We start from the raw sequence: 25109 nt of genomic DNA, 5'->3' as shown, positions 1-25109 counted from the left end.
GTAAGGTATTCGCCGTAGCCTTCCGCCTCCATGTCGTCGCGGTGGACGAAACGCAGCGAGGCCGAGTTGATGCAGTAGCGCAGGCCGCCGCGGTCGCGCGGCCCGTCGGGGAAGACGTGGCCGAGATGGCTGTCGCCATGGGCCGAGCGAACCTCGGTCCGGATCATGCCATGGCTGAAGTCGCGCTTCTCGATGACGTGCGCGGTCTCTATCGGCTTCACGAAGGACGGCCAGCCGCAGCCGCTCTCGTACTTGTCCGACGAGGCGAAGAGCGGCTCGCCCGAGACCACGTCGACGTAGATCCCCGGCTCCTTGTTGTGGAGGTAGGCGCCGGTGCCCGGACGCTCGGTCGCGTCCTGCTGGGTCACGCGGAACTGCTCGGGGGTGAGGCGGGCGATGGCCTCGGGATCCTTGCGGTATCTGCTCATGGAGCGGTCTCCTTGTCCGTCGCCCGGAATATGGGGACGGGCGGCGGCGAAGTCCAATCACGGAGCCGGGGTCGGGGCGCGGCGCGAACAGAAAAAAGCCCCGCGCTGCGGGGCCCCGAGGTGTCGATGGAACGAATTCGGTGCTTGCGCCGTTTATCGGCACGACGACGGTGTCAGCCGCCCCAGGTGCGGACCGGACCGCAGTCCATGTGGACGAAGTTCGAGCGCGAATAGCGGCCGACGCCGCCGGCGGCGCAGGCGCGCGCGGCGTTGTAGATCTGGCCGACGCTGCGGGACTGGAGCTGCACGTCCGCGGCCTGGCCCTGCAGGTGGAGCGAGTTGCGCGCGACGCCGGAGGAGCGGTTGCGCAGCATCGCGTTGGTCGCGGGGCTGCGGTAGCCGGACAGGAGCGTGTAGGGCTCGTCCGTCTCCATCAGGCGGTGGGCCGCGGTGAGGATGTCGACGGTGCGCAGGTCGATCGAATGGACCGAGTTGTCGCGCCAGTCGCGGAAGAAGTAGTTCACTTCCTCGAGGGCGGGGGCGATGTACTCCCCCTCGATCCAGTAGATCATGTTCAGGCTTTCGCCGGCGCGCCCGTTGTACATGCGGATCTTGCGGATGTCGCCCGCACCGCGAAGAAGGCCGGTCGCGTTCGCCATGACAGGCGCCGCCGCGAGTGTTGTGGCCGCGAACGCGCGCAGGAGTGTGCGTCGCGTCAGGTTCGTGTTCGGCATCGTCGATCGCCTCTGTTCCGCCAGCTTTCGCCAGGCGCACGCCGATTTGCTCGGCCTTTTGTTGCGCCCCCATCCCGTACAGGCACGTTGCAGCCATGACACATTCGAAATGTTTCGGGAAGGGGCGAGGCCCGTGCGTGGGGATAAGTGGCTCATATCGGCGGGATTTTGCCAATCGGCCGCCCTTCCGCTGGCCATTTTCCGCGTTACCGCCGGAATTGCATGCGTTGCACGGTGAACACCCGCCCGATCCCCTTTCGAACCCGAGGCTTCTATCTTGCCGGAAAAACTTGCAAAAATGTGAATGGACACGAATCTCCCCGCGCGTGTGAATGGGAGAGATGGCGTCGGGCGGTCCCGTCCGGCGTCGGGCGGCATTTGAAGGACACGATTGGAGGAAACCGGATCATGAGCTTGAAGATCGCGCGATCGGCCCTTGCGGCCTTCGCACTGGCCGTGTCGCCCGTGGCCGTCGCCAGCATCCTGCCCGCCCCGGTGGAGGCACAGACCTTCTCGGCGCTGCGCCAGGCCATCGCCGAGGCCTCCTCCTCGGACGAGAGCCTCGCCGCCTTCTACCGCGCGCAGGACTTCCAGCCGATCTGGACCTCCTCGGAAGCGGTCGAGCGCCGCTCGGCCCTGATCGCGGCGCTGGAGCAGGCCGACATCCACGGCCTGCCGACCAGCCGCTACGACATCGACGCGCTGCGCACCGCCTTCGCGGAGGCGACCAACCCGCGCGCCCGCGGCCTGGCCGACGTGATGGCGACGCGCCTTTTCCTGCGCTACGCCCAGGACGTCCATTCGGGCTTCCTCGATCCGGATTCCATCATCGAGGACATCTTCCAGGATCTGCCCCGGCAGGATCCGCTCGAGCTTCTGACCGCGTTCATGGACGCGAACCCGCACGCCTTCATGGCGTCGCTGCCGCCGCAGGACCCCGCCTATGCGCGCCTCCTGCGCATGAAGCTGCACCTCGAGGATCTCGCGACGCGCGGCGGCTACGGGCCGACGGTGCAGGCGGGCAGCCTCGCGCCGGGCGACCGAGGCCCGGCCGTCGTGGCGCTGCGCAACCGGCTGATCGCGATGGGCTATCTCGAGCGGTCGATCACCGCCGAGTACGATGCGCGCCTGCAGGCCGCCGTCGTCGAGTTCCAGATCGACAACGGCATCACGCCCGACGGCGTGGCGGGCGGCGCGACGATCCGCGCTGTGAACCGCTCGGTCGAGGACCACTGGAACGACGTGGTTCTCCACATGGAGCGGCAGCGCTGGCTGAACGACGGGCAGGTGCATGAGCGCCTGATCTTCGTGAACCTCGCCGACTTCCACACCCGCGTCATCGACAACGGCGAGACCACCTTCGTCACGCGCTCGGTCATCGGCGCGCGGGACCGGCAGACGCCGGAGTTCTCCGACCAGATGGAGCACATGGTCATCAACCCGAGCTGGTACGTGCCGCGCTCGATCGCCATGCGCTCCTACATCCCGAACATCCTCGCGGGCGGGGGCACCTACATGCAGCTCCTGGCGAACGGGCGCGTGGTGAACCCCGCCTCGGTCGACATGAGCCAGTACAGCGTGTCGAGCTTCCCCTTCGACCTGCGCCAGCCGCCGGGGCCGCGCAACGCGCTCGGAACGGTGAAGTTCATGTTCCCGAACCGTCACGCGATCTACCTGCACGACACGCCGGAACAGCACCTGATGGACCGCGAGGTTCGGGCCTATTCCTCGGGCTGCATCCGCCTCGCCGATCCGCACGAGTTCGCCTATCACCTTCTCGAGCGGCAGACGGACGATCCCGTCGGCCTCTTCCAGCGCATCCTGAACACCGGGCAGGAGACGCAGGTGGACCTCGAGACCTACATCCCCGTTCACCTGACCTACTGGACGGCCTGGGTGGACGACGAGGGCGGGCTGAACTTCCGCGACGACATCTATGGGCGGAACGCGCGCCTCGGACAGGCCATCCGCGCCATGGGGGTGGTCATGCCCGACCGGGCGAGCTAATCGGGGCCCCGCCGGGCAAGGCGGGGACATCATGACGGGCCACAGGATCAGCGACATCGCGGCGGCGCTCGGGGCGGAGGCCCTGGGGGCCGCCGACCTCGTCGTGACGGGCGTGGCGGAGCCCGCCGTCGCCGGACCTTCGCACCTCGCACTCGCCATGTCGCCGCGCTACGCCGGGGATCTCGCGAAGGGCGCGGCGCGTGCGGCGGTGATCGGACCCGGCATGGACTGGCGGGCGCTCGGGCTCGAGGCGGCCATCGTCGCGCCGCGCCCGCGCTACGCGCTTGCAGGCGTGACGCAGCGGATGGACGCGGGCCCCGCCATCGCGCCGGGCATTCACCCCACGGCCATCGTCGAGCCCTCGGCGAGGATCGGCCCCGGCGCGCATGTCGGCCCCTTCGTCGTGATCGGCGCGGGCGTTACGATCGGCGCCAATGCCCGCATCGCGCCCCAGGCCACCATCGGCGAGGAGACGGTTATCGGCGACGACGCCCTCATCCATGCGGGCGTCCGCATCGGCGCGCGCGTGCGGATCGGGCATCGCGTGATCATCCAGCCGGGCGCGGTGTTGGGCGGCGACGGCTTCTCCTTCGTCACGCCCGAAACCTCGCGCGTCGAGGCCGCCCGCGCCAGCCTCGGCCGCGCCGAGCACAGCGACACCGCCGCGCAATCCTGGACGCGCATCCACTCGCTCGGCGGCCTCGTCATCGGCGACGACGTGGAGATCGGGGCCAACGCCGCCATCGACCGGGGCACCATCGCCGACACGGCGATCGGCGACGGCACCAAGATCGACAACCTCGTGCATATCGGCCACAACTGCCGCATCGGCCGCGACTGCCTGATCTGCGGACAGGTCGGCTTCGCGGGATCGGCCGTGGTGGGCGACCGCGTGGTCCTCGGCGGGCAGTGCGGCGTCTCGGACAACATCGAGATCGGCGCGGACGTGGTGGCGGCGGGCGCGACCAAGATCTACTCCAACGTCCCGTCCGGCCGGATGCTCATGGGCAGCCCCGCGGTGCGGATGGAGACCCATGTGGAGATGTACAAGGCGCTCCGCCGCCTGCCGCGCCTGGCACGCACCGTCGCGGACCTGCAGAAAGCCGTTTTCAAGCCGGACCGCAGCCCTTAAGTGACGCTCAACGAAGAGCACGGGGTGAGCGCATGGCACAGAGCGTCCGCGAGAGGGTGATCGGGATCATCGCCGAGCAGGCGGTGCTCGAGCCGGGAGACATCGCGATGGAGGCGACGCTCGAGGATCTCGGCATCGACAGCCTCGGCCTCGTCGAATCGATCTTCGCCATCGAGGAGGCCTTCGACATCCAGATCCCCTTCAACGCCAACGAGCCGCAGGCGAGCGACTTCGACATCTCGTCCGTCGCCGCGATCGTCGGCGCGGTCGAGGCGCTGGTGGCCGAGCAGAAGCCTGCCTGACGGAACGGGCATGAAACGCGTCGTCATCACCGGACAGGGCACGATCAACGCGCTCGGCCACGACGTGCCGCAGACGCTCGAGGCGATGCGCGAGGGGCGCTGCGGGATCGGGCAGCTCGAGCTGCGCGACGTCGACCGGCTGGCGGTGCGGATCGGCGGCCAGGTGACGGGCTACGACCCCGAGGCGCTGTTCAACCGCCAGCAGATCGCGCTCTACGACCGGTTCACGCAGTTCACGCTGATCGCCGCGCGCCAGGCGCTGGACGGCGCGGGGCTGAGCTTCGCGGGTGACCTCGCGGCGCGCTCGGGCGTCGTGCTCGGCACCGCGGGCGGCGGCGTGAACACCTGGGACGAGAACTATCGCTCGGTCTACGAGGAGGGGAAGAACCGCGTCCATCCCTTCGTCGTGCCGAAGCTCATGAACAACGCGGCCGCGAGCCACGTCTCGATGGAGTGGAACCTCAAGGGGCCCTCCTTCTCGGTCGCGACCGCCTGCGCCTCGTCGAACCACGCTATGGGCCTGGCCTTCCACCTCATCCGGGGCGGGGCCGCGGACGTGATGCTCACGGGCGGGTCCGAGGCGATGCTCTCCTTCGGCGGCATCAAGGCGTGGGAGGGCCTGCGCGTCATGTCCAAGGACGCCTGCCGCCCCTTCAGCGCCAACCGCAACGGCATGGTCCAGGGCGAGGGCGCGGCGGTCTTCGTCTTCGAGGAATACGAGCACGCCCGCCGCCGCGGCGCAGAGATCCTGGCCGAGGTCGTGGGTTTCGCCATGACCTCGGACGCCGCCGACATCGTCATGCCCTCGCAGCAGGGGGCGGCGCGCGCGATCCTCGGCGCGCTCGCCGATGCGCGGCTCGACCCCTCGGCCATCGGCTACATCAACGCGCACGGGACCGGGACGGCGGCCAACGACAAGGTCGAGTGCGCCGCCGTGGCCCATGCCTTCGGGCACCATGCGGACGACCTGATGATCTCCTCCACCAAGTCGATGCACGGCCACCTCATCGGCGGGACCGGCGCGGTCGAGCTTCTTGCCTGCATCATGGCGCTCCGCGACGGGATCATCGCGCCGACCATCGGCTACGAGGAGCCGGACCCCGAATGTGCGCTCGACGTGGTGCCGAACGTCGCGCGCGAGGCGAAGGTCGGGGCCGTCCTGTCGAACGCCTTCGCCTTCGGCGGGCTCAACGCCGTCCTCGCGCTCCGCGCCGCTCCCTGAACGGGATCGGCCCGCCGGGGGCGGGCCGTCGGGATGTAGTGGGGCAGGGCTCCCGGATCACTGATCCGCCGGGGCCTCGCCGTCGCCCGCTTCGCCCTGGGCCGCCTCGACCAGTTCCGCGAAGGCCACGTGACGCTCCTGGAGCGCGTTGTAGGCCGCGGTGAAGCCGCGCAGCGACGCGGTCAGGGGAACCGGGACGCCGCCGATCTCGCCGAGATCGCTGCGCACCAGCGCGAAGATCTCGAGGAAGACGTCGCCCCCCGCACGGAAGGCCGCCACGTTCTCCTCGTTGAGCGGGATGCGCGCGAGGCAGCCCGACGCCTCGCAGAGCGTGAAGGGGATGCCCGCCACGTCGCCCTCGTCGATGCGCAGGCGCACGCCCGGCGCGAGGAGCGTCTCGATCGGGGTGACGATGATGGCGGCCGCGACCTGGCCCTCGGCGGCGGCCAGCGGCACGTTCACGCGGAAGACGGCCACGGGGTTGTCCTGCTCGTCGGTCAGAAGCTGGAACATCTCGCAACGCTCGGCCTGGCCCGGCTCGGCGGCGGTGATGCAGCGCAGTTCCCAGTCGGTGAATGTCTCCGCCACGTAGGCCTCGCCGGGCTCGCGCTCGGGCGTCGCGTCCTGCGCGACGGCCGCGGACGGCAGCGCGAGCAGGGCGGCCGCGGCAGCGGCGCCGAAGAGGGGGCGGAGGCTGTGCTTGATCGTGCGCATGGTTACGTCTCTTCCTGATTGCCTTGCCTGTCGTAGCGCTTCCGCTAGCACGAAGACCGCGCAGTGTCAGGGCCGAAAACGCCGCGAAAGTGCGCAGGCGGCCTTCCTGCACGGAACATTGCCGGGCGCGCCGGAAGGGAGGACGGCACGTCTTCGTCCCGCTGGCGAGGGTGCGGGGAAGCGGGTGCGGGAGGCCCAATAGCGAAAGGGTCCGGCAAGCGGACCCTTTGCATTTTTTTCTCTCCCTGTCGGACTGGCCGACTTTCTGATCCGGACGCTATGCCAGACTTCATCACGCGTCAACGTCGAATTTATAGCGCTTTCAGGGGCTCTGCGTGCCGGTTCCGCAGCGGCTCCCGGGCGCGAAAAAAAGGCCGCGCCCGGGGGAGAGCGCGGCCAGTCGACAGGGAGGAAGTCGGCCCCCGCAGGCCAGAACCTTGGAGGGCCGATCCTCAGACTGGCGCAAAGAGGTTAAGGATGTATGTTCGGCGGCGGATCGAATTCCGGAACAGGTGCAGGAGGGGGTGACAGACATGTCCGAGGGGATCTTCATCGGGGGCGGCGGGCCCGGCTACGGGCAGCCCCAGCACCTTCTCCTGAGCTACGCCAACCGCCACGGCCTGATCGCGGGCGCGACCGGCACCGGCAAGACCGTGACGCTCCAGATCCTGGCCGAGAGCTTCTCGGCCAACGGCGTGCCGGTGTTCCTGTCGGACGTGAAGGGCGATCTCTCGGGCCTCGGCGCCTCGGGAAGCGCGGAGCACAAGCTGCACGGCCCCTTCACCGAGCGGGCGGCGAAGATCGGGTTCACGGATTACGCCTACCGCGCCTTCCCGGTGACGTTCTGGGACCTCTTCGGAAAGAAGGGCCACCCCGTCCGCACCACGGTCTCCGAGATGGGGCCGCTGATGCTCGCGCGGCTTCTCGAGCTGACCGAGGCGCAGGAAGGGGTGCTCAACATCGCCTTCCGCGTGGCCGACGAGCAGGGGCTCGCGCTTCTCGACATGAAGGACCTCCAGTCGCTCCTCGTCTGGGTGGGCGAGAACCGCGACACGCTGGGGCTGCGCTACGGCAACGTCGCGCCGGCCTCGATCGGGGCGATCCAGCGCCGGCTCCTGGTGCTCGAGGGGCAGGGGGGCGACCGGCTCTTCGGCGAGCCCGCGCTCGACCTCGCGGACCTGTTCCTGACGGATGCCGAGGGCCTCGGCCGGATCAACATCCTCGCCGCCGACACGCTGATGCAGTCGCCGCGCCTCTACGCGACCTTCCTCCTGTGGCTGCTCTCCGAGCTCTTCGAGACGCTGCCGGAGGTGGGCGACCCCGAGAAACCCAGGCTCGTCTTCTTCTTCGACGAGGCGCATCTCCTCTTCGACGACGCGCCGAAGGCGCTGGTTGACAAGGTCGAGCAGGTGGCCCGCCTGATCCGCTCCAAGGGCGTGGGCGTCTTCTTCGTCACTCAGAACCCCGCCGACGTGCCCGACGACATCCTCGGCCAGCTCGGCAACCGGGTGCAGCACGCGCTCAGGGCCTTCACCGCGAAGGACCAGCAGGATCTCCGCCGCGCGGCGCAGAACTACCGCGCCAACCCCGCCTTCGACATCGAGGACGCGATCCGCGAGGTCGGCACCGGCGAGGCCGTGACCTCGATGCTGGAGCGCAAGGGCGTGCCCGGCGTCGCCGAGCGCACGCTGATCCGCCCGCCCTCGTCGCAGCTCGGCCCGATCGCGGACGCGACGCGCGCGGCCCTGATGGGGATGTCGCCCGTCGCCGGCAAGTACGACACGGAAGTCGACCGGGAGAGCGCGCACGAGATCCTGCAGGCCCGCGCCGAGGAGGCGGCGCAGGCCGCCGAGACGGCCGAGCGCGCCGAGGAGGCCGCGAAGGAGGAGGAGCGCGAGTTCCGCGCGGCCCGCCGCTACACCGGCAAGCAGGTGGAACGGTCCTCCGCGCGGAGCCGGTCCTCGCGCTCGGACAGCGTGGGCGAGGCCTTCGCCAAGAGCTTCGCCCGCCAGCTCGGCACCCGGACGGGGCAGGCGGTGGTGCGCGGCGTTCTGGGGAGCCTCTTCCGCGGAAGGTGAGGGGTCCGGAATTGCCGGCAATTCCGGGGCGGAAAAGCCGGCTTTTCCGCCGCCGCCCGGCCGCAGGCCGATAGCCATATCCGATGCGCTCCACTGACGCATCCACTTGGCCCGGGGACGTCATGGGCCTAAACTCGGCGCCATGATCGTAGAACTCGGACATTTCGCCTTGATCCTCGCCTTCATGGTGGCGGTCTTCCAGATGATCGTGCCGCTCGTGGGGGCCGCGCAGAACCGTCCGGGATGGATGGCGGTGGCCGAACCGGCCGCCACGACGCAGTTCCTGCTGACCGCCTTCAGCTTCGGGGCGCTCACCTACGCCTTCGTGACCTCGGACTTCTCGCTGAGCCTCGTGATCGCGAACTCGCACACGCTGAAGCCGATGATCTACAAGATCTCGGGCGTCTGGGGGAACCACGAGGGCTCGCTCTTGCTCTGGGTGCTGATCCTGACGCTGTTCGGGGCCTGCGCGGCCTGGTTCGGCAACAACCTGCCGCCGACGCTCAAGGCCCGCGTCCTCGCGGTGCAGTCGGCGGTCTCGGTCGCGTTCTTCGCCTTCATCATCTTCACGTCCAACCCCTTCCTGCGGGTCGCGACGCCGCCCTTCGACGGGCAGGACCTGAACCCGCTCCTGCAGGATCCGGGTCTCGCCTTCCATCCGCCCTTCCTCTACCTCGGCTACGTCGGCCTCTCGATGGCCTTCTCCTTCGCCGTGGCCGCGCTGATCGAGGGGCGCGTGGACGCCGCCTGGGGCCGCTGGGTCCGGCCCTGGACGCTGGCGGCCTGGGTCTTCCTCACGATCGGGATCGGCCTCGGATCCTGGTGGGCCTATTACGAGCTCGGCTGGGGCGGGTTCTGGTTCTGGGACCCGGTCGAGAACGCCTCTTTCATGCCCTGGCTTATCTCGGCGGCGCTGCTCCACTCCGCCATCGTGGTGGAGAAGCGCGAGGCGCTGAAGTCCTGGACGATCCTTCTGGCCATCCTGGCCTTCGGCTTCTCGCTTGTCGGCACCTTCATCGTGCGCTCGGGCGTTCTCACCAGCGTTCATGCCTTCGCCAACGACCCCGAGCGCGGGGTCTACATCCTCGCCATCCTCGGCATCTTCATGGGCGGATCGCTGCTCCTGTTCGCGCTCCGGGCGGGCGCGATGGAGGCCAAGGGCGTCTTCTCGACCGTCAGCCGCGAGAGCGGGCTCGTGGTGAACAATCTCCTTCTCGCCGTGTCCACCTTCGTAGTCTTCATCGGCACGATCTGGCCCCTCGTGGCCGAGATGTTCTTCGGGCGCACCCTCTCGGTCGGGCCTCCCTTCTTCGACGCGGCCTTCACGCCCTTCGTCTTCGCGCTGGCCGTGGCGCTGCCCATCGGCGCCATGCTGCCCTGGAAGCGCGCGGGGCTGGAGAAGCCGGTGCGCGCGCTCATGCCGGCGCTGATCCTCGCCTTCGCCTGCGGCGTGGCGGCCTGGGCCATCTACACGGGCCACTGGGCGCTGGCGCCGGTGGGCGTGGCGCTGTCGGTCTGGGTCATCGCCGGGGCGGCCGTCGACCTCTGGTCGCGCACCGGGCGCGGCGGCATCGGCAGCCGGCTCGGGCGGCTCACGCGCCTGCCGCGGGCCGACTGGGGCAAGACGACGGCCCATGCGGGCCTCGGCATCACCATGTTCGGCGTCGTGGCCCTGACCGCCTACCAGGTCGAGGACATCCGCGTCGCGCAGGAGGGGCAGCCCTACCGCGTCGGCGCCTACCAGATCGAGCTTGTCGACGTGGACGAGAACGTGCGCGGTCCGAACTATTTCGCCACCATGGCCACGATCACCGTGACCGAGGCGGACAGCGGGCGGCTGATCGCGACGCTCCACCCCGAGCGGCGGATCTATCCGGTGGCGGGGATGCCGACCACCGAGGCCGGAATCGACAACGGCTTCACCCGCGACGTCTACGTGACGCTCGGCGATCCGCAGACGGGCGGCGGCTGGGCGGTCCGGACCTGGATCAAGCCCTTCGCCAACTGGATCTGGGGCGGCACGATCATCATGGCGCTCGGCGGGCTCTTCAGCCTCAGCGACCGGCGCTACCGCGTCGCGGCGGGGGCCAGCAAGGCGCCGCCGCGCGCAGAGGGAGTTCCCGCCGAATGAGGCGCCTCGCGATCCTCCTTCTGGCGCTGAGCCTGAGCTGGCCGGCGCCGGCGGTGCAGCCCGACGAGGTGCTGGACGACCCCGTTCTCGAGGAGCGGGCCCGCGACATCTCGAGCGGACTGCGCTGCATCGTCTGCCGGAACGAGTCCATCGACGAGTCGAACGCGGAACTCGCCCGCGACCTTCGCCTGCTGGTGCGCGAGCGTCTCGTGGCGGGGGACAGCGACGAGGAGGTCGTGTCCTTCGTGGTCGACCGCTACGGCGAGTACGTCCTGCTCCGGCCGCCCATGCAGGGGTCCACGATCGCGCTCTGGCTCGCGGCGCCGGTGCTGCTGGTGCTCGGCCTCGGGCTCGCCGCCGTCTACATCCGCCGCCGCGCCGCCGCGCCCGCCCCGACCGAGCAGGCGCTCAGCGAGGAGGAGGCCGCGCGGCTGAAGGAAATCCTGCGCGAGTGACGCAGCGTCGGGAGCTTCCCCCGACGCGGCGCTCTGCTAGTCTCCCGTCCGACAGGTAAGGGGAGCCATCTTTCATGGATTACGAGACGATCACGCGCGAGGACGAGGGCGGCGTCGCCGTCGTCACCCTGCGCAGACCGGAGGTGATGAACGCGCTGAACACGCAGATGCGGGCCGAGATCACCCATGCGGTGGGCACGGCCGGTACGCAGGTGCGCGTCGTCGTCCTGACGGGCGAGGGGCGCGCCTTCTGTTCGGGGCAGGACCTCGGGGACCGGGCGAACGTGGGATCGATCAACCTCGAGCGGACGCTCCGGGACGAGTACATCCCGATGCTGCGCGCCGTGGTCGACTGTCCCGTGCCGGTGATCGCGGCGGTGAACGGCACCGCGGCGGGCGCGGGCGCGAACCTGGCGCTCGTCTGCGACATCGTCATCGCGGCGGCCTCGGCGAGCTTCATCCAGGCCTTCGGCCGGATCGGCCTCATCCCCGACGCGGGCGGAACATGGGTCCTGCCGCGACAGATCGGCCTCCAGCGCGCGATGGGCGCGGCGCTCTTCGCCGAGAAGATCTCGGCCGAGCAGGCGGCCTCCTGGGGGATGATCTGGGAGGCGGCGCCCGACGAGGCGTTCGAGACGGTCTGGCGCGCACGCGCGGCCCAGCTCGCGAACGGACCGACGGAGGCCTACAAGCGGATCAAGCAGGCCATGCAGGCGAGCTTCGGCAACACGTTGCAGGAGCAGCTCCTGCTCGAAGGCCAGCTCCAGGGCCAGTGCGGCAACACGCGCGACTTCAAGGAAGGCGTGATGGCCTTCATCGAGAAGCGCGCGCCCTCCTTCGAGGGGCGCTAAGCCGGGTCCGTGCTCTCCTCACCGCTCCGGGATCAGCCCGCGCGGGCTGAACCTCAGCACGAGAAGCAGGATGATCCCCATGGTGAAGAACCGCATGAAGGCCGCCGAATCGATCAGGTGGTCGCGGAGCCACGAGCCTTCGGCGAGCCCCGAGGTCACGGCCTGCATCAGCCCGAGGCCCAGCGGCTCGACCATGATCCAGAGCCACCAGATGAGGAACCCGCCGAGGACCGCGCCGAAGTTGTTGCCCGACCCGCCGACGATCACCATCACCCAGATGAGGAAGGTGAAGCGGAGCGGCTGGTAGGTTCCCGGCACGAGCTGGCTGTCGAGCGTGGTCATCATCGCGCCGGCCAGCCCGCAGACCGCCGAGCCGAGGACGAAGACCTGCAGGTGGCGCCGCTTGACGTCCTTGCCCATGGCCTCGGCCGCCGTCTCGTTGTCGCGGATCGCGCGCATCATCCGTCCCCAGGGCGAGTTCAGCGCCTTCTGCGAGAACCACAGGAGCGCCACCAGCACCACCACGAAGAGCGCGGCGTAGAGGAGCTTGACCGTGATCGAGGACATGGTGACCGGGTTCGCGCCGAGGTTCGCGGCGAATCCGAGGAAGGTCTCGGATTGCTGGAGGTCGACCTCGTAGGGCACGGGGCGCGGGATGCCGGTGACGTTCTTCACCCCGCGCGCGAGCCAGTCCTCGTTCTTCAGGACCGCGATGATGATCTCGGCGATGCCGAGCGTGGCGATGGCGAGGTAGTCCGACCGGAGGCCCAGCGCCGTCTTGCCGATGATCCAGGCCGCCCCGGCGGCGAGAAGCCCGCCGACCGGCCAGGCGACCAGCACGGGGAGGCCCAGTCCGCCGAGATAGCCTGTGGAGGCCGGGTTGACCGCCTCGACCGCCGAGACGCCGGCATCGAACACGCCGCGGAAGACGAAGAACCCGCCGATCAGGATCGCGAGGATCGCCAGCCCGCGGACCCGTCCCGGCGGCAGGCGCGACCAGGCGAGGATCGCCGCCACGATCGTGGCGGCCCCGAGCACGAGGCCGAGCAGGATGCGCACGCCGCCCGCCGCCCAGGCCTCGTCGACCGGCGGCATGGAGACGAGCACCGCGGCCAACCCGCCGAGCGCGACGAACCCCATGACGCCCACGTTGAACAGGCCGGCATAGCCCCACTGCATGTTCACGCCGAGCGCCATGATCGCGCTCACCAGGCCCATGTTCAGGATCGTCAGCGTGGTGTTCCAGGACTGTGCGAAACCGGTGCCGATGTAGAGCATGGCGACCAGCGCGAAGAGGGCCAGCGCCCGCGTGTCGATGGTCCGGGTCATACCGCTTTCCCTTTCATGATGCCGGTCGGCTTGAAGAGAAGCACGATCAGCAGGATCCCGAAGCTGACCGCGAACTTGTAATCCGTCGACAGGAGCTGGAGGAGCCCGCCGGGCTGCCAGTCGCCGGGCCCGAGGTATTCGACGACCTTCCGGAAGGCGTAGGTGACGCCGACCTCGGAGAAGGCGATGAGGAAGCCGCCGAGGATCGCGCCCACCGGGTTGCCGAGGCCGCCGACGATGGCGGCGGCGAAGATCGGCAGGAGGAGCTGGAAGTAGGTGAAGGGCTTGAAGCTCTTGTCGAGCCCGTAGAGCACGCCCGCCGTGGTGGCGAGCGCGGCGACGATCAGCCAGGTGATCATGACGACGCGCTCGGGGTTGATCCCGGACAGGAGCGCCAGGTCCTCGTTGTCCGAGAAGGCCCGCATCGCCTTGCCGGTGCGCGTGCGGTTCAGGAACCAGAACAGGAGCGTCACGGCGATCACCGCGACGACGATGGTGATGGCCTGCGTCGTGCGGAAGGCGAGCCCCTCGTCGAGGCCGGTCAGTTCGCGGAAGGTGCGCGCCGAAACGATGAAGCGCGCGCCGTCCTCGAAGCGCTGGTCGTCCACGCCGATGATGAAGCGCACGATCCCGTTGAGGATGAACATGACGCCGATCGAGGCGATCACGAAGATGATCGGCTTGGCCTTCTGGGTCCGGTAGAAGCGGTAGACCACCCGGTCCGTCCCGAGCGCGAGGAGCCCCGTGGCCGCGATCCCGACCGGCAGCGCGAGGAGCGCCGTGGGCAGCGGCCCGAGCGTGACGCCCGCTCCCTGCAGCCACCAGGTCACGAGGATCGTGACCATCGCGCCGAAGGCCATCGTGTCGCCGTGGGCGAAGTTCGAGAAGCGCAGGATCCCGTAGATCAGCGTGACCCCGAGCGCGCCGAGCGCGAGCTGCGCGCCGTAGGCCGTGGCCGGGATGATGACGAAGTTCAGGAGCGCCACGAAGGCGTTGAGGATATCCATGCTCAGCGCAACTCCTCGCAGGTTCCGAAATAGGTGACGGCGGCCGCCCCGCCGTCGAAGATGTGCAGTGTCATGAGCGCCGTGCGGTCGGCCTCGACGGTGAGTAGCTCGGCCAGACCGTCGCGCCCCGCGCTGGCGTAGGTGGCGGGCAACTCGCCTGCGCCGGTCAGGCGGGTGAGGGGGCTGTCGCCGGTGACGGTGGAGAGGAACAGCTCGCCCGCATGGTCGGCCGCGATCACCTCGACCTCGAAGGCGCTCTCGCCGCAGGCCTCGGCGGCGACGCATTCCACCGTGAAGGTGCAGGCCCAGGGCTCGGCCTGCGCCGGCAGCGCGAGAAGGCACAGGGCGAGGGCGGCGCGCATCGTCATGCGGTCACGCAGGGGCCGAGGAAGGTCGCCACGGCGGGCCTGTCGCCGGGCCCGGTCGCGTGGCGCGTCAGCGCGCCCTCGCCGTTCGGGGCGAGCGTGAAGAGAAGCGCCTCGCCCGGGGGCACGAAAACGAGGGTCAGCGGCGCCTCCGACAGGAGCGTGCCTTCGACCGGCGCGCCGTCGATCTCGATCCTGTAGCCCTCGGCGATCTCGAAGGGGATGCCGTCATGGGTCTCGCACTCGATCTCGGGCGCGCAGACGAGCGTGAAGCCGCAGGCGATCGCCTCGGCCGATGCGGGCGCGGACAGGGCCGCGAGCGCTATGAGGGCCGCGCGCATCATCCGCCGAGGAAACTCCGCCGCACCTCGGGGTCGGCCAGAAGCTCCTTGCCCGTCCCGGTATGCGCGTTTCGTCCCTGCACGAGGACATAGCCCCGGTCCGCGATCTCGAGGGCCTGGCGCGCGTTCTGCTCGACCATGAGGATCGGGATGCCGGTGCGCGAGACCTCGATGATCCGGTCGAAAAGCTCGTCCATGACGATGGGCGAGACGCCGGCCGTGGGTTCGTCGAGCATGAGGACCTTGGGCTTGGTCATCAGCGCGCGGCCCACGGCGACCTGCTGGCGCTGACCGCCCGAGAGCTCGCCCGCCGCCTGCCGCCGCTTCTCCTTCAGGATCGGGAAGAGGTGGTAGACCTGCTCCATCGTGTCGCGGAAGTCGTCGGCCCGCGTGTAGGCGCCCATCTCAAGGTTCTCCTCGACGGTGAGCGAGGGAAAGATGTTCGAGGTCTGCGGCACGAAGCCCATTCCCTTGAGCACGCGGGCCTGCGGGGTGAGGTCGGTGATGTCCTCGCCGTCCAGCCGGACCGAGCCCTTGCGCACGTCGAGCATCCCGAAGACGGCCTTCATCGCGGTGGACTTGCCCGCACCGTTGGGGCCGACGATCACGGCGATCTCGCCGGGGTTCACGGCGATGGTGCAGTCGTGCAGGATGTCGGGCCCGTTGCCGTAGCCGCCCGACATCGTGTCGCCGATGAGGAAGGCGTCGGAGGTATGCGTGGGCGCGCCGGTGCCGGGCTTCGGCACCATGGTCCCGGTGCCCTCCGGGTTGACGATGGTGCGGTCGCGCCCGCCGCGCCCGGTCTGGTAGGGGTTGCCGGTCACGCGCCCGCCTCCGCCAGCTTGTCCTTGTTCTTCAGGCCGGTGCCGAGATAGGCCTCGATCACCTGCTCGTTGGCCTTGATCTCGGCGATCGTGCCTTCGGCCAGCACGCGCCCCTCGGCCATGACGATGACCGGGTCGCAGAGCCGCCCGATGAAATCCATGTCGTGCTCGATCATGCAGAAGGTGTAGCCGCGCTCCTTGTTGAGGCGCAGGATCGCGTCGCCCACCGTGTTGAGGAGCGTGCGGTTCACGCCCGCGCCGACCTCGTCGAGGAAGACGACCTTGGCGTCGACCATCATGGTCCGCCCGAGCTCCAGCAGCTTCTTCTGCCCGCCCGAGACCTGGCCCGCCGGATGGTCGGCGAGGTGCGAGATCGTCAGGAACTCGAGCACCTCGTCGGCCTTGGCGCGAAGCGCGCGCTCCTCCTCGGCGATGCGCTTGCGGCCGAACCACGTGTTCCAGAGCTTCTCGCCCGACTGTCCCGGCGGCACCATCATCAGGTTCTCGCGGCAGGACATCGAGTGGAACTCGTGCGCGATCTGGAAGGTGCGCAAGAGGCCCTTGGCGAAGAGCTCGTGCGGCGTGAGGCCGGTGATGTCCTCGCCATCCATGATGACCTGCCCGGAGGTCGGCGGAAGGACGCCCGCGATCACGTTGAAAAGCGTGGTCTTTCCCGCTCCGTTCGGCCCCACCAGGCCGGTGATCGAGCCCGTCTCGATCCGAAGGCTGGCGCCGTCGACGGCATGGAATCCGCCGAAATGCTTGTGGATGTCCCTGACCTCGATCATGGCGACGTCGTTCCCCCTCTGACGGATGGCCCGAAGCGACGTGCGGCCCCCGTAAGCGAAGCAGCCCGGTTTTTCACCGGGCTGCCCCTGTCCGTGTGGTCAGATGCGTCTCAGCGGAAGCCGACGACGGTGAGTTCGCCACCGTCGATCATGATCTCGCGGTAGTTGCCTGCGGATTCGCCGGGTCCGATCAACTCGACCGCCGAGGCGCCGACATAGTCGATGTCCTGGCCGGCGGCGATGAGCTCGAGCGCACGGCCGAGTTCGCCCGGCAGGATCGGCTCGCCGGGGGCGTTGGCCACGTCCATGACATGCGCGGCGTAGTCGCCGGGCGCCGTGGAGCCTGCCGCCTGCATCGCCAGCAGGATCAGCGCGGCGGCGTCGTAGGCCTCGGCCGAGAAGGGCGAGGTGCCGTCGAAGCCGGCCTCGGAGGCCATGCCCTGGTAGATGGCCGCGCCTTCGCTGTCGGTGCCGGGGTTCTGGCCGAAGGAGCCGTCGATCTCGGCGCCGAAGTTGTCGACGAGCGCCTGCGACACCATCCCGTCGGGGAAGACGAAGGTGTCGAACGCGCCCGTGTCGAGCGCCGCGCGCACCATGCCCGAACCGCCCTGGTCGACGTAGCCCGCCACGACGAGCGCGTCGCCGCCGGCGGACGCCAGCGCGCCCACTTCGGCCGAGTAGTCGGCGCGGCCGTCCTCGTGCGCGGCCACCAGCGTCACGGTGCCGCCCATCTCGGTGAAGGCGGTCTCGAAGCTGTTGGCGAGGCCGAGGCCGTAGTCGTTGTTGGTGTAGGTCACCGCGACGGTGTCGATGCCCTTCTCCATGATGATCTCGGCCATCACGACGCCCTGCCGCGCATCGGAGGGCGCGGTGCGGAAGAACAATCCGTTGTCCTCGGCGGTCGAGAGCGCGGGCGAGGTGGCGGAGGGGGAGATCATGACCATGCCGTTCGGCACGGCGACGTTGGCGAGGATCGCGCCGGTCACGCCGGAGCAGTCGGCGCCCATGATGCCGCTCACGCCCTCGGCGGTGATGAGACGCTCCGCGGCGGCAGTCGCGGCGGCGGCGTCGATGCAGGTCGAGTCGCCGCGGACCGCGCTGACGGTCGTGCCGCCGAGCAGGAGGCCGGACTCGGAAACTTCGGCGATCGCCATCTCGGCGCCCTGCGCCATGCCGGGTGCCAGCGATTCGAGCGGACCGGTGAAGCCCAGGATGACGCCGATGGAGATGCTCTCCTGCGCCTGGGATGCGCCCGCAAGGGCAAGGGTGGCCGCGGAGGCCATCAGGATCTTTTTCATGTTCAGCTCCCTGTGTGGGACCATTCGGTCCGGTTATGGCGTCGGAGACTAGCCGCGCCTTGCGATGGTGAAAAGAGGATGCGTTGCGCCACGCGAGTCAACAAGCAGGCGCAATAGTTTGCAGCCAATGCAAGGCGGCGTCATCCGCTCACGGCGCCGTCGTCCCGAAGAGCCTCAGGCGCGATACCCCGCCGTCGGGGAAGATGTTGAGGCGCACATGCGTCACGGGCCCGAGCTTGACCAGCTCGTCGCGGAACGCGTGTTCGGCGTCGGCGGACAGCTTCTGCTCGGGAAGCAGCGTCTTCCAGAACATCGAATCCGTGACCAGCGCATCGGTCAGCCCGTCGCCGAAGCTGCGCATGTCGGCGGCCTGGATCGAGGCGCGGTCGGGATAGTTGCCCTTGAAGTGCGCGGTGTCGATCAGCGCCTTCTCGATCTCGCCGCGCGCGCCGAGCGCGATCACGATCCAGTCGTAGCCGGGCTCCCTGCGCCTGCGGGTCTCCCAGCCGTCGCCCATGTTGATGCCGCGCCCCGGCGCGAGGAGGCGGTAATACTCGCCGTAATGGGCGTCCGAGAAGGCGAGGATGCGCCCGCCGTTCAGCGCCGAGACGAGGTCGATCTCGCCCTTGGTGTTGGCCTGGTCGAGTTCCGGCACGCCGTAGACGCGCAGCCGCGCCACGCCGCCGTCGGGATAGATGTGCACGCGCAGGTGCGTCCAGCTCTCGAAGCTGTCGCACTTGAAGTAGTGATGCGCGGACGCGCCGAGCGGACGGTGCGGCAGGATCTGCACCCAGGGCTGGTCCTCGGGAGGCTGGTCGCCGCGGAACGAGCAGGCCTCGATCCGCACGGCGGGCGCGTAGTTGCCGGTGAAGTGCGAGGTGTCGACGTCGAAGCCGATGATGCGGCCCGCAGCGGCGAGCTTGACGATGGCCCAGTCGTGGCCGCCGTCGCGGCGGCGCCGCGTCTCCCATCCGTCCATCCACTTGCCGTGATCGTCGAACTTGCCGGGGATGAACTCCGCCGGGTGGTCCTGGAGCATCCGGTCGAGCGGCGCGAAGAACTGGTCCGTCGCCCAGATCGCCCGCGCGCCGAGCCCCGCCGAGGCGAGGTTGACGCCCGTGCGGGCGAAGAGGGGAATGTCGGGATTGAGGCTCTCGATGCTCGTCATGGGCGCGTCCGGCTCGTCGGGTTGGAGGGCGCGCGCGGCGGCGTTGGCCGGAACCGGCCGGACGCGGTGCGCGCTCTGCCCCAGAATGCAGCAATGGACGAGCGAATACGCGGCTTTGCGTCCCGTGGGAAGAGGTCTGCGCCGCGACGGGTTGCGGAGCGTCCGCGATTTGTCCGAAATGGCCCCGACACGAAGCGGGCTGAGGCGCAGACCCGCCCGACGAGGAACCTCCATGGACGCAACGATCCTCCTGCACTGGGCCGAGTTCGCGGTGCGCTGGCTGCACGTCATCACCGCCATCGCCTGGATCGGCTCGAGCTTCTACTTCATCGCGCTCGACCTCGGGCTGAACCGCAACATCCCCGGACCGGCGGACGGCGAGGAATGGCAGGTCCATGGCGGCGGCTTCTACCACATCCAGAAATACATGGTCGCGCCGAGCCAGATGCCCGAGCACCTGACCTGGTTCAAATGGGAGAGCTACTGGACCTGGATCTCGGGGGCCGCGCTCCTGATCCTGCTCTACTGGGTGGGGGCGGAGCTCTATCTCATCGACTGGACGGTGATGGAGCTCGCGCCGTGGCAGGCGATCCTGATCTCGGCCCTGTCGCTGACGCTCGGCTGGGTCGCCTACGACCTCCTCTGCAAGTCGAGGCTCGGCGAGAACCCGACGCTGCTGATGCTGATCCTCTTCGCGATCATCGTCGCGATTTCATGGGGTTACACGCAGGTCTTCTCGGGGCGGGCGGCGCTTCTGCACGTGGGCGCGCTGACGGCGACGATCATGACGGCCAATGTCGCCATGATCATCATCCCGAACCAGAAGATCGTCGTGGCCGACCTCAAGGCGGGCCGCACGCCGGACCCGAAATACGGCAAGATCGCCAAGCTCCGCTCGACGCACAACAACTACCTGACCCTGCCGGTCATTTTCCTCATGTTGTCGAACCATTACCCGCTGGCCTTCGCGTCGGAGTGGAACTGGCTCATCGCCTCGCTCGTGTTCCTCATGGGCGTCACGATCCGCCACTTCTTCAACACGATGCACGCGCGCGGCGGCTACCGCTGGTGGACCTGGGGGGCGACGGCGACGATCTTCGCGGCGATCGTGTGGCTCTCGGTCCTGCCGCTGATGCGCGACGACCCGGTGGAGGAGGCGGCGCTGAGCCCCGCGCAGGCGGCCTTCGCGGCGCATCCCGATTTCACGGAGGTCGCCGATATCGTCTATTCCCGCTGCTCCATGTGCCACGCGCAGGAGGTCTTCTGGCCGGGCATCGCGGTAGCGCCGGGCGGCGTCATGCTCGACACCGACGCGCGGATTGCGGTCCACGCGCGGGAGATCTACCTTCAGGCGGGCGTGAGCCACGCCATGCCGCCCAACAACCTCTCCATGATCGACGACGCGGAGCGGCGCGCGCTTCGGGACTGGTACCGGAGCGTCACGGGCGGCGCGCTCTGAGGGAGGGAGACGTGACGGCACCCCGGAACGGACTGAAGGCGGCGCTGGCCGCGGGACGGCTCACGCGCGGGGCCTGGCTGAACCTGGGCGGCGAGATCACCGCCGAGATCGCCGGGCGCGCGGGCTTCGACTGGTGCGTCGTGGATGGCGAGCACGGGCCCTGGGAGCCGACGGGCCTCCGCCGTCAGCTCATCGCGCTGGAGGGGACGGGGACGGCGGGCGTGCTCCGGGTGCCCGCGGCCGACGACTGGATCATCAAGCAGGCGCTCGACCTCGGCGCGCAGACGCTGCTCGTGCCCATGATCGACAGCGCGGAGGAGGCGGCGGCGGTCGTGCGCGCCTGCCGCTATCCGCCCGAGGGCATCCGCGGCATGGGGGCGGCGGTGGCGCGGGCAGGGGCCTACGGCGCCTTCGCGGACTATGCCGAGACGGCGGCGCGCGAGCTCTGCATCCTCGTGCAGGCCGAAAGCCGCGCGGCGATGGCCGCGCTCGACGCCATCGCGGCGGTCGAGGGGGTGGACGGCGTCTTCATCGGCCCGGCCGACCTGGCGGCGGACATGGGCCTCAGGTCCGACCTCGACGCCGACGCGCTCTGGGACGAGGTGCTTTCGGGCCTGCGCCGCATCCGGGCGGCGGGCAAGGCGGCGGGCGTCCTCGCGCTGGCCCCGCAGCGGGCCGAGCAGAGCGCCGCGGCGGGCGCGACCTTCCTCGGCGTCGCCTCGGACGCGCTCCTCCTCCAGTCGGCGCTGGCGCGGGCGGCGCGGCCATGATCCGGCTCGCGCACGGCGACACGGTCCTCGGGATCGACCCCGAGGTCGGCAACATCCCCCTCTGGCGCGTCGGCGGGCGCCATCCGCTGCACGCCGCGCCCTGGCGCGGGGAGGCGGAGGTGCAGGAGGACGCGAGCCTTCCCCTCGTGAACCGGCGCCTCGCGGGCGACTTCCTCTGCATGCCCTTCGGCCGCGACGACGTGGAGGACGACCCGATCCACGGCCTTCCCGCCAACACCCGCTGGGAGGTGACGCGCGAGGACGTGGCCCATGCCGAGTTCCGCCTTCTGGCGCGGCCCCGCGGCGCGACCGTGACCAAGCGCGTGCAGATCGTCGGCCCCGTGCTCCTCCAGACCCACGTGATCGAGGGCGGCGCGGGCGAGGTCACGCTGGCGCACCACCCGATGTCCCGCATGGCCGAGGGCGGGCGGCTCTCCTTCTCGCCCAAGCGCGCGGCGCTGACCGATCCGCAACCGCAATACGCCGGCCACAATCTGTGGGCGCTCAACCAGTTGCGGGGCGATCTTCATCTCGACCGCGAGGATGGCGGGCAGTGGGATCTCCACGAATACCCCGCCGGCCACCGGGTCGAGGACTTCGCCATCCTCGTCGAGGCGCGGGGCGCGACCCTCGGCTGGACGGTGCTGATGCGCAATGCCGAGGACGACATGCTCGTGGTCCTGAAGGACGCGCGCCTCCTGCCCGTGACGATGCTCTGGGTCTCCAACGGCGGGCGAGACTTCAGCCCGTGGAACGGGCGGCACACCGGCGTCCTCGGGATCGAGGACGGCTGCGCGGCGGGCGGCATCGGCCTCCGGGGCGCCATCGCCGACAACCGGATCAAGGCTTTCGGCGTGCCGACGACGATCGGCCTCGGCCCCCGCCACGTCATTCCGCACGCGATGGTCAGCCTGCCGCGCCCGCCGGGCTGGTCCGAGGTCGTCGCCGTCACGCAGTCGGACGAGACGCTGACCCTGACCGAACGCAGCGGCGCGACGATCTCCGTGCCCTTCCCGGACGGGCATTTCGCGTGATCCTCGTCGACGCTGACGCCTGCCCGGTGAAGGACCAGGTCTACGCCGCCGCCTATCGCCACAAGATGCCCGTCCGCCTCTTCGCCGCCACCTGGCTGCGCCACCCCGAGCATCCGCTGATCTCGATGACCGTGGCGGGCGAGGGCTTCGACGCCGCCGACGACCTGATCGCCGAGGCCGCCGGTCCCGGCACGCTGGTCGTCACCGCCGATCTGCCGCTCGCCGCCCGCGCCATCGAGAAGGGCGCCGCCGTCCTGACGCCCCGGGGCGAGACGCTCGACGCGCGCAACATCGGCGGCAGGCTCGCCACCCGCGACCTCCTGGCGGACCTGCGCGGCGGGCTGGAGGGGCAGGGGCTCGGCGGCCCGCGCCCCTTCTCCAGGGCGGACCGCAGCGCCTTCGCCGGCGCCATCGAGACCGCGCTCCGCCGCCTCTGAGGGGTGTTTCCATCTTCGCGCCCGTGCGATATGGGCTGCAGCTTCTCGCAGACGGACCGCGCCCATGAGCTTCACGCTTGCCATCGTCGGACGCCCCAACGTGGGCAAGTCCACCCTCTTCAACCGGCTCGTGGGCCGGAAGCTCGCGCTCGTCGACGACCAGCCGGGCGTGACGCGCGACCTGCGCGAGGGCGAGGCGCGGCTGGGCGAGCTGCGCTTCACGGTGATGGACACCGCGGGCCTCGAGGACGCCACCGACGACAGCCTCCAGGGCCGGATGCGCCGCCTGACCGAGCGCGCGGTCGCCACCGCCGACGCGAGCCTCTTTCTCGTCGACGCGCGCGCGGGTCTCACCGCCAACGACCGCGTCTTCGCCGAGATCCTGCGCCGCTCGGGCCGCCCGGTGATCCTCGCCGCCAACAAGGCCGAGGGGCGCGCCGCCGACGCGGGCCTGATCGAGGCCTGGGAACTGGGCCTGGGCGAGCCGCTGGCGCTTTCGGCCGAGCATGGCGAGGGCATGGCCGAGCTCGCCGCCCGCCTCGCGCCCATGGTCGAAGCGGCGGAGGAGGCGGCCGACCTCCCCGAGACCGACGTGGACGTGACCGGGGAGGAGGGCGAGGACGACGCCCCCCGCGCCATCACGGCAGACCGCCCCCTGCGCATCGCCGTGATCGGCCGCCCGAACGCGGGCAAGTCCACCCTCATCAACCGCATCCTCGGCGAGGAGCGGCTGCTGACCGGCCCCGAGGCCGGCATCACGCGGGACGCCATCGCCGTGCGCGTCGACTGGGACGGCACGCCCATGCGCATCTTCGACACCGCCGGTATGCGGCGGAAGTCGCGCATCGACGACAAGCTCGAGAAGATGTCGCTCACCGACGGCCTCCGCGCCGTGCGCTTCGCCGAGGTGGTCGTCGTCCTCCTCGACGCCGCGATCCCCTTCGAGACCCAGGACCTGCGCATCGCCGACCTCGCCGAGCGCGAGGGCAGGGCGGTCGTCGTCGCCGTCAACAAGTGGGATCTCGAGGACGAGAAGCAGGAGAAGCTGCGCGCGCTCCGTGACGGGTTCGAGACGCTCCTGCCGCAGCTCCGCGGCGCGCCGCTCGTCACCGTCTCGGCCAGGACCGGCAAGGGGCTCGACCGGCTCCATGCCGCGATCCTGAAGGCGCACGAGGTCTGGAACCGCCGGGTGACGACCGCCCAGCTCAACCGGTGGCTCGCCGCCATGACCGAGGCGCATCCCCCGCCCGCGCCCGGCGGACGCCGCATCCGCCTGCGCTACGCCACCCAGGCCAAGACCCGGCCCCCGGGTTTCGTGGTCATGTGCTCCCACCCCGACAAGCTGCCCGAGAGCTACACGCGCTACCTGGTGAACGGGCTCCGGGCGGATTTCGACATGCCGGGCACGCCGATCCGCCTCTGGCTGCGCTCCCAGGCCGAGAAGAACCCCTACAAGGACCGCCGGAAGTCGATCCCCTCGCGCCTCGCCAAGCACGTCCGGAAGGGCGCGACGAAGAAGGCCTGAGGCGATGTCCACCACGCGCCGCGACCTCCTGCGCATCGGCGCGATCCTGGGCATCCTGGCCCTCGTGACGGCGCGGCCCTGGGCGCGCGCACCGGATCTCGCCTTCGAGGGGATGCCGGGCTTGCCGCCCCTCCGCCGCCTCGTCCCCGCGGGCACCGCCGGCGGCACCGCGACCGGAGCGGTCCTCGCCGGGCTCGACGCGCCGCCGGAGGCGGAGATCGCCCTCACGGAACGCCTCCGCACCACGCTCTGCGCCACGCTCGGCCTGACCTGGGTGCCGGACGGCGCGCTCCCCGTGACCTACTTCACGGACATCCGCTGCCCCAGCTGCCGGATCCTCGAAGGCAGCCTCGCCGCCCTGTCGGCGGAAATTCCCCTCCGCCTGACGACCCGCGAGTTCCCGGTCTTCGGCCCCCGCTCGGAAGCCGCCGCCCGCGCCATCGTCGCGGCGGGAGCGCTCGGCGCGGCCGAGCCCGCGCGCGCCCGCCTCCTCCTGCGCCCGGCCCCCGACAGCGCCGGGGCCGCGGCCCGCTTCGCGTCCGACCTCGGCCTCGACGCCCAGGCCTACCTCGCCGCCTGGCAAAGCCCCGCCACGACCGCCCGCCTGGCCGAGGACCGCGCGCTCGCCCGTCTCCTCGGGCTGCCGGGCACGCCCGGCCTCGTCCTCGGCCGCACCGTGGCGCGGGGCAAGGCGCCGAGCGCCACGGTGC

25 protein-coding genes are annotated in these 25109 nt (G+C 70.1%); 14 read left to right on the top strand and 11 right to left on the bottom strand.

Going from position 1 to position 25109, the window contains the following annotated elements; translation table 11 throughout:
* On the bottom strand, positions 1-428 hold a 428-nt coding region (msrB, locus tag ACTS11_RS16055; RefSeq protein WP_442641306.1), incomplete at its 3' end, for a peptide-methionine (R)-S-oxide reductase MsrB.
* 173 nt (positions 429-601) lie between these two features.
* Complete coding sequence (locus ACTS11_RS16050; RefSeq protein ID WP_442641305.1) at positions 602-1162, bottom strand: YcbK family protein; 561 nt, start codon at positions 1160-1162, stop codon at positions 602-604.
* A gap of 408 nt (positions 1163-1570) precedes the next feature.
* Here ACTS11_RS16050 and ACTS11_RS16045 point away from each other — a divergent pair, with 408 nt between their 5' ends.
* From ACTS11_RS16045 to ACTS11_RS16030, 4 genes are read left to right on the top strand one after another with little or no spacing between them, the layout of a single operon-like run.
* On the top strand, positions 1571-3169 hold the full coding sequence (locus tag ACTS11_RS16045) for a L,D-transpeptidase family protein (RefSeq protein ID WP_442641304.1): 1599 nt from the start codon (positions 1571-1573) through the stop codon (positions 3167-3169).
* Between the two features lie 31 nt (positions 3170-3200).
* A complete protein-coding gene (gene lpxD, locus ACTS11_RS16040; protein WP_442641303.1) occupies positions 3201-4301 on the top strand; it encodes a UDP-3-O-(3-hydroxymyristoyl)glucosamine N-acyltransferase in 1101 nt (366 codons plus the stop codon).
* 32 nt (positions 4302-4333) lie between these two features.
* Positions 4334-4603, top strand: a complete 270-nt coding sequence (locus tag ACTS11_RS16035) for an acyl carrier protein (protein ID WP_442641302.1) — start codon at positions 4334-4336, stop codon at positions 4601-4603.
* Positions 4604-4613: 10 nt separating this feature from the next.
* Entirely contained in the window at positions 4614-5825 is a 1212-nt protein-coding gene (locus ACTS11_RS16030) for a beta-ketoacyl-[acyl-carrier-protein] synthase family protein (RefSeq protein WP_442641301.1), read from the top strand.
* Positions 5826-5882: 57 nt separating this feature from the next.
* Here ACTS11_RS16030 and ACTS11_RS16025 read toward each other — a convergent pair whose 3' ends face one another.
* The gene (locus tag ACTS11_RS16025; protein ID WP_442641300.1) at positions 5883-6539 is read right to left on the bottom strand and encodes an invasion associated locus B family protein; all 657 of its coding nucleotides are present in this window, start codon (positions 6537-6539) and stop codon (positions 5883-5885) included.
* A gap of 533 nt (positions 6540-7072) precedes the next feature.
* Between ACTS11_RS16025 and ACTS11_RS16020 the strand changes: the two genes are divergently transcribed.
* The 4 genes from ACTS11_RS16020 to ACTS11_RS16005 all read left to right on the top strand — a co-directional run bounded on the left by ACTS11_RS16020 (position 7073) and on the right by ACTS11_RS16005 (position 12054).
* Complete coding sequence (locus ACTS11_RS16020) at positions 7073-8617, top strand: helicase HerA-like domain-containing protein (RefSeq protein WP_442641299.1); 1545 nt, start codon at positions 7073-7075, stop codon at positions 8615-8617.
* A gap of 142 nt (positions 8618-8759) precedes the next feature.
* Complete coding sequence (locus ACTS11_RS16015; protein WP_442641298.1) at positions 8760-10748, top strand: heme lyase CcmF/NrfE family subunit; 1989 nt, start codon at positions 8760-8762, stop codon at positions 10746-10748.
* Positions 10745-11203 (top strand): cytochrome c-type biogenesis protein, encoded by a 459-nt coding sequence (locus tag ACTS11_RS16010; RefSeq protein WP_442641297.1) that lies wholly within the window; start codon positions 10745-10747, stop codon positions 11201-11203. The genes ACTS11_RS16015 and ACTS11_RS16010 overlap by 4 nt, the downstream gene beginning before the upstream one ends.
* A 74-nt stretch (positions 11204-11277) precedes the next feature.
* Positions 11278-12054 (top strand): enoyl-CoA hydratase-related protein, encoded by a 777-nt coding sequence (locus tag ACTS11_RS16005; RefSeq protein WP_442641296.1) that lies wholly within the window; start codon positions 11278-11280, stop codon positions 12052-12054.
* An 18-nt stretch (positions 12055-12072) separates the two neighbouring features.
* Here the strand turns inward: ACTS11_RS16005 and ACTS11_RS16000 are convergent, their stop codons facing one another.
* From ACTS11_RS16000 to alc, 8 genes are all read right to left on the bottom strand, one after another.
* Positions 12073-13383 (bottom strand): branched-chain amino acid ABC transporter permease, encoded by a 1311-nt coding sequence (locus ACTS11_RS16000; protein WP_442641295.1) that lies wholly within the window; start codon positions 13381-13383, stop codon positions 12073-12075.
* The gene (locus ACTS11_RS15995; protein ID WP_442641294.1) at positions 13380-14390 is read right to left on the bottom strand and encodes a branched-chain amino acid ABC transporter permease; all 1011 of its coding nucleotides are present in this window, start codon (positions 14388-14390) and stop codon (positions 13380-13382) included. The genes ACTS11_RS16000 and ACTS11_RS15995 overlap by 4 nt, the downstream gene beginning before the upstream one ends.
* 2 nt (positions 14391-14392) lie before the next feature.
* Positions 14393-14758, bottom strand: coding sequence for a hypothetical protein (locus ACTS11_RS15990; RefSeq protein ID WP_442641293.1), 366 nt, complete (start codon positions 14756-14758; stop codon positions 14393-14395).
* Positions 14755-15099, bottom strand: a complete 345-nt coding sequence (locus ACTS11_RS15985) for a hypothetical protein (protein WP_442641292.1) — start codon at positions 15097-15099, stop codon at positions 14755-14757. Before ACTS11_RS15985 ends, ACTS11_RS15990 begins: the two co-directional genes overlap by 4 nt.
* Entirely contained in the window at positions 15096-15845 is a 750-nt protein-coding gene (locus tag ACTS11_RS15980; RefSeq protein WP_442641307.1) for an ABC transporter ATP-binding protein, read from the bottom strand. The genes ACTS11_RS15985 and ACTS11_RS15980 overlap by 4 nt, the downstream gene beginning before the upstream one ends.
* Positions 15846-15916: 71 nt before the next feature.
* Positions 15917-16708 carry an ABC transporter ATP-binding protein gene (locus ACTS11_RS15975; RefSeq protein ID WP_442641291.1) on the bottom strand — a complete coding sequence of 264 codons (792 nt, stop codon included), beginning with the start codon at positions 16706-16708 and terminating at the stop codon, positions 15917-15919.
* A gap of 110 nt (positions 16709-16818) precedes the next feature.
* On the bottom strand, positions 16819-18006 hold the full coding sequence (locus tag ACTS11_RS15970) for an ABC transporter substrate-binding protein (RefSeq protein ID WP_442641290.1): 1188 nt from the start codon (positions 18004-18006) through the stop codon (positions 16819-16821).
* A gap of 148 nt (positions 18007-18154) precedes the next feature.
* Complete coding sequence (gene alc / locus ACTS11_RS15965) at positions 18155-19174, bottom strand: allantoicase (RefSeq protein WP_442641289.1); 1020 nt, start codon at positions 19172-19174, stop codon at positions 18155-18157.
* 232 nt (positions 19175-19406) lie between these two features.
* Between alc and ACTS11_RS15960 the strand changes: the two genes are divergently transcribed.
* From ACTS11_RS15960 to ACTS11_RS15935, 6 genes are all read left to right on the top strand, one after another.
* The gene (locus tag ACTS11_RS15960) at positions 19407-20633 is read left to right on the top strand and encodes a urate hydroxylase PuuD (protein ID WP_442641288.1); all 1227 of its coding nucleotides are present in this window, start codon (positions 19407-19409) and stop codon (positions 20631-20633) included.
* Between the two features lie 11 nt (positions 20634-20644).
* The gene (locus ACTS11_RS15955) at positions 20645-21403 is read left to right on the top strand and encodes an HpcH/HpaI aldolase family protein (protein WP_442641287.1); all 759 of its coding nucleotides are present in this window, start codon (positions 20645-20647) and stop codon (positions 21401-21403) included.
* A complete protein-coding gene (locus ACTS11_RS15950) occupies positions 21400-22437 on the top strand; it encodes a hypothetical protein (RefSeq protein WP_442641286.1) in 1038 nt (345 codons plus the stop codon). Before ACTS11_RS15955 ends, ACTS11_RS15950 begins: the two co-directional genes overlap by 4 nt.
* On the top strand, positions 22434-22874 hold the full coding sequence (locus tag ACTS11_RS15945) for a YaiI/YqxD family protein (protein ID WP_442641285.1): 441 nt from the start codon (positions 22434-22436) through the stop codon (positions 22872-22874). Before ACTS11_RS15950 ends, ACTS11_RS15945 begins: the two co-directional genes overlap by 4 nt.
* Positions 22875-22938: 64 nt before the next feature.
* Positions 22939-24399, top strand: coding sequence for a ribosome biogenesis GTPase Der (gene der, locus ACTS11_RS15940; RefSeq protein WP_442641284.1), 1461 nt, complete (start codon positions 22939-22941; stop codon positions 24397-24399).
* 4 nt (positions 24400-24403) lie between these two features.
* Positions 24404-25109 (top strand): DsbA family protein (locus ACTS11_RS15935; protein ID WP_442641283.1); only part of this gene is annotated, 706 nt, incomplete at its 3' end.

This window comes from Roseicyclus sp. (assembly GCF_052168335.1).
Lineage (GTDB): Bacteria > Pseudomonadota > Alphaproteobacteria > Rhodobacterales > Rhodobacteraceae > Roseibacterium.
The sequence above is the reverse complement of the archived record's forward strand: the minus strand, read 5'-3'. Positions and strand labels throughout refer to the sequence as shown.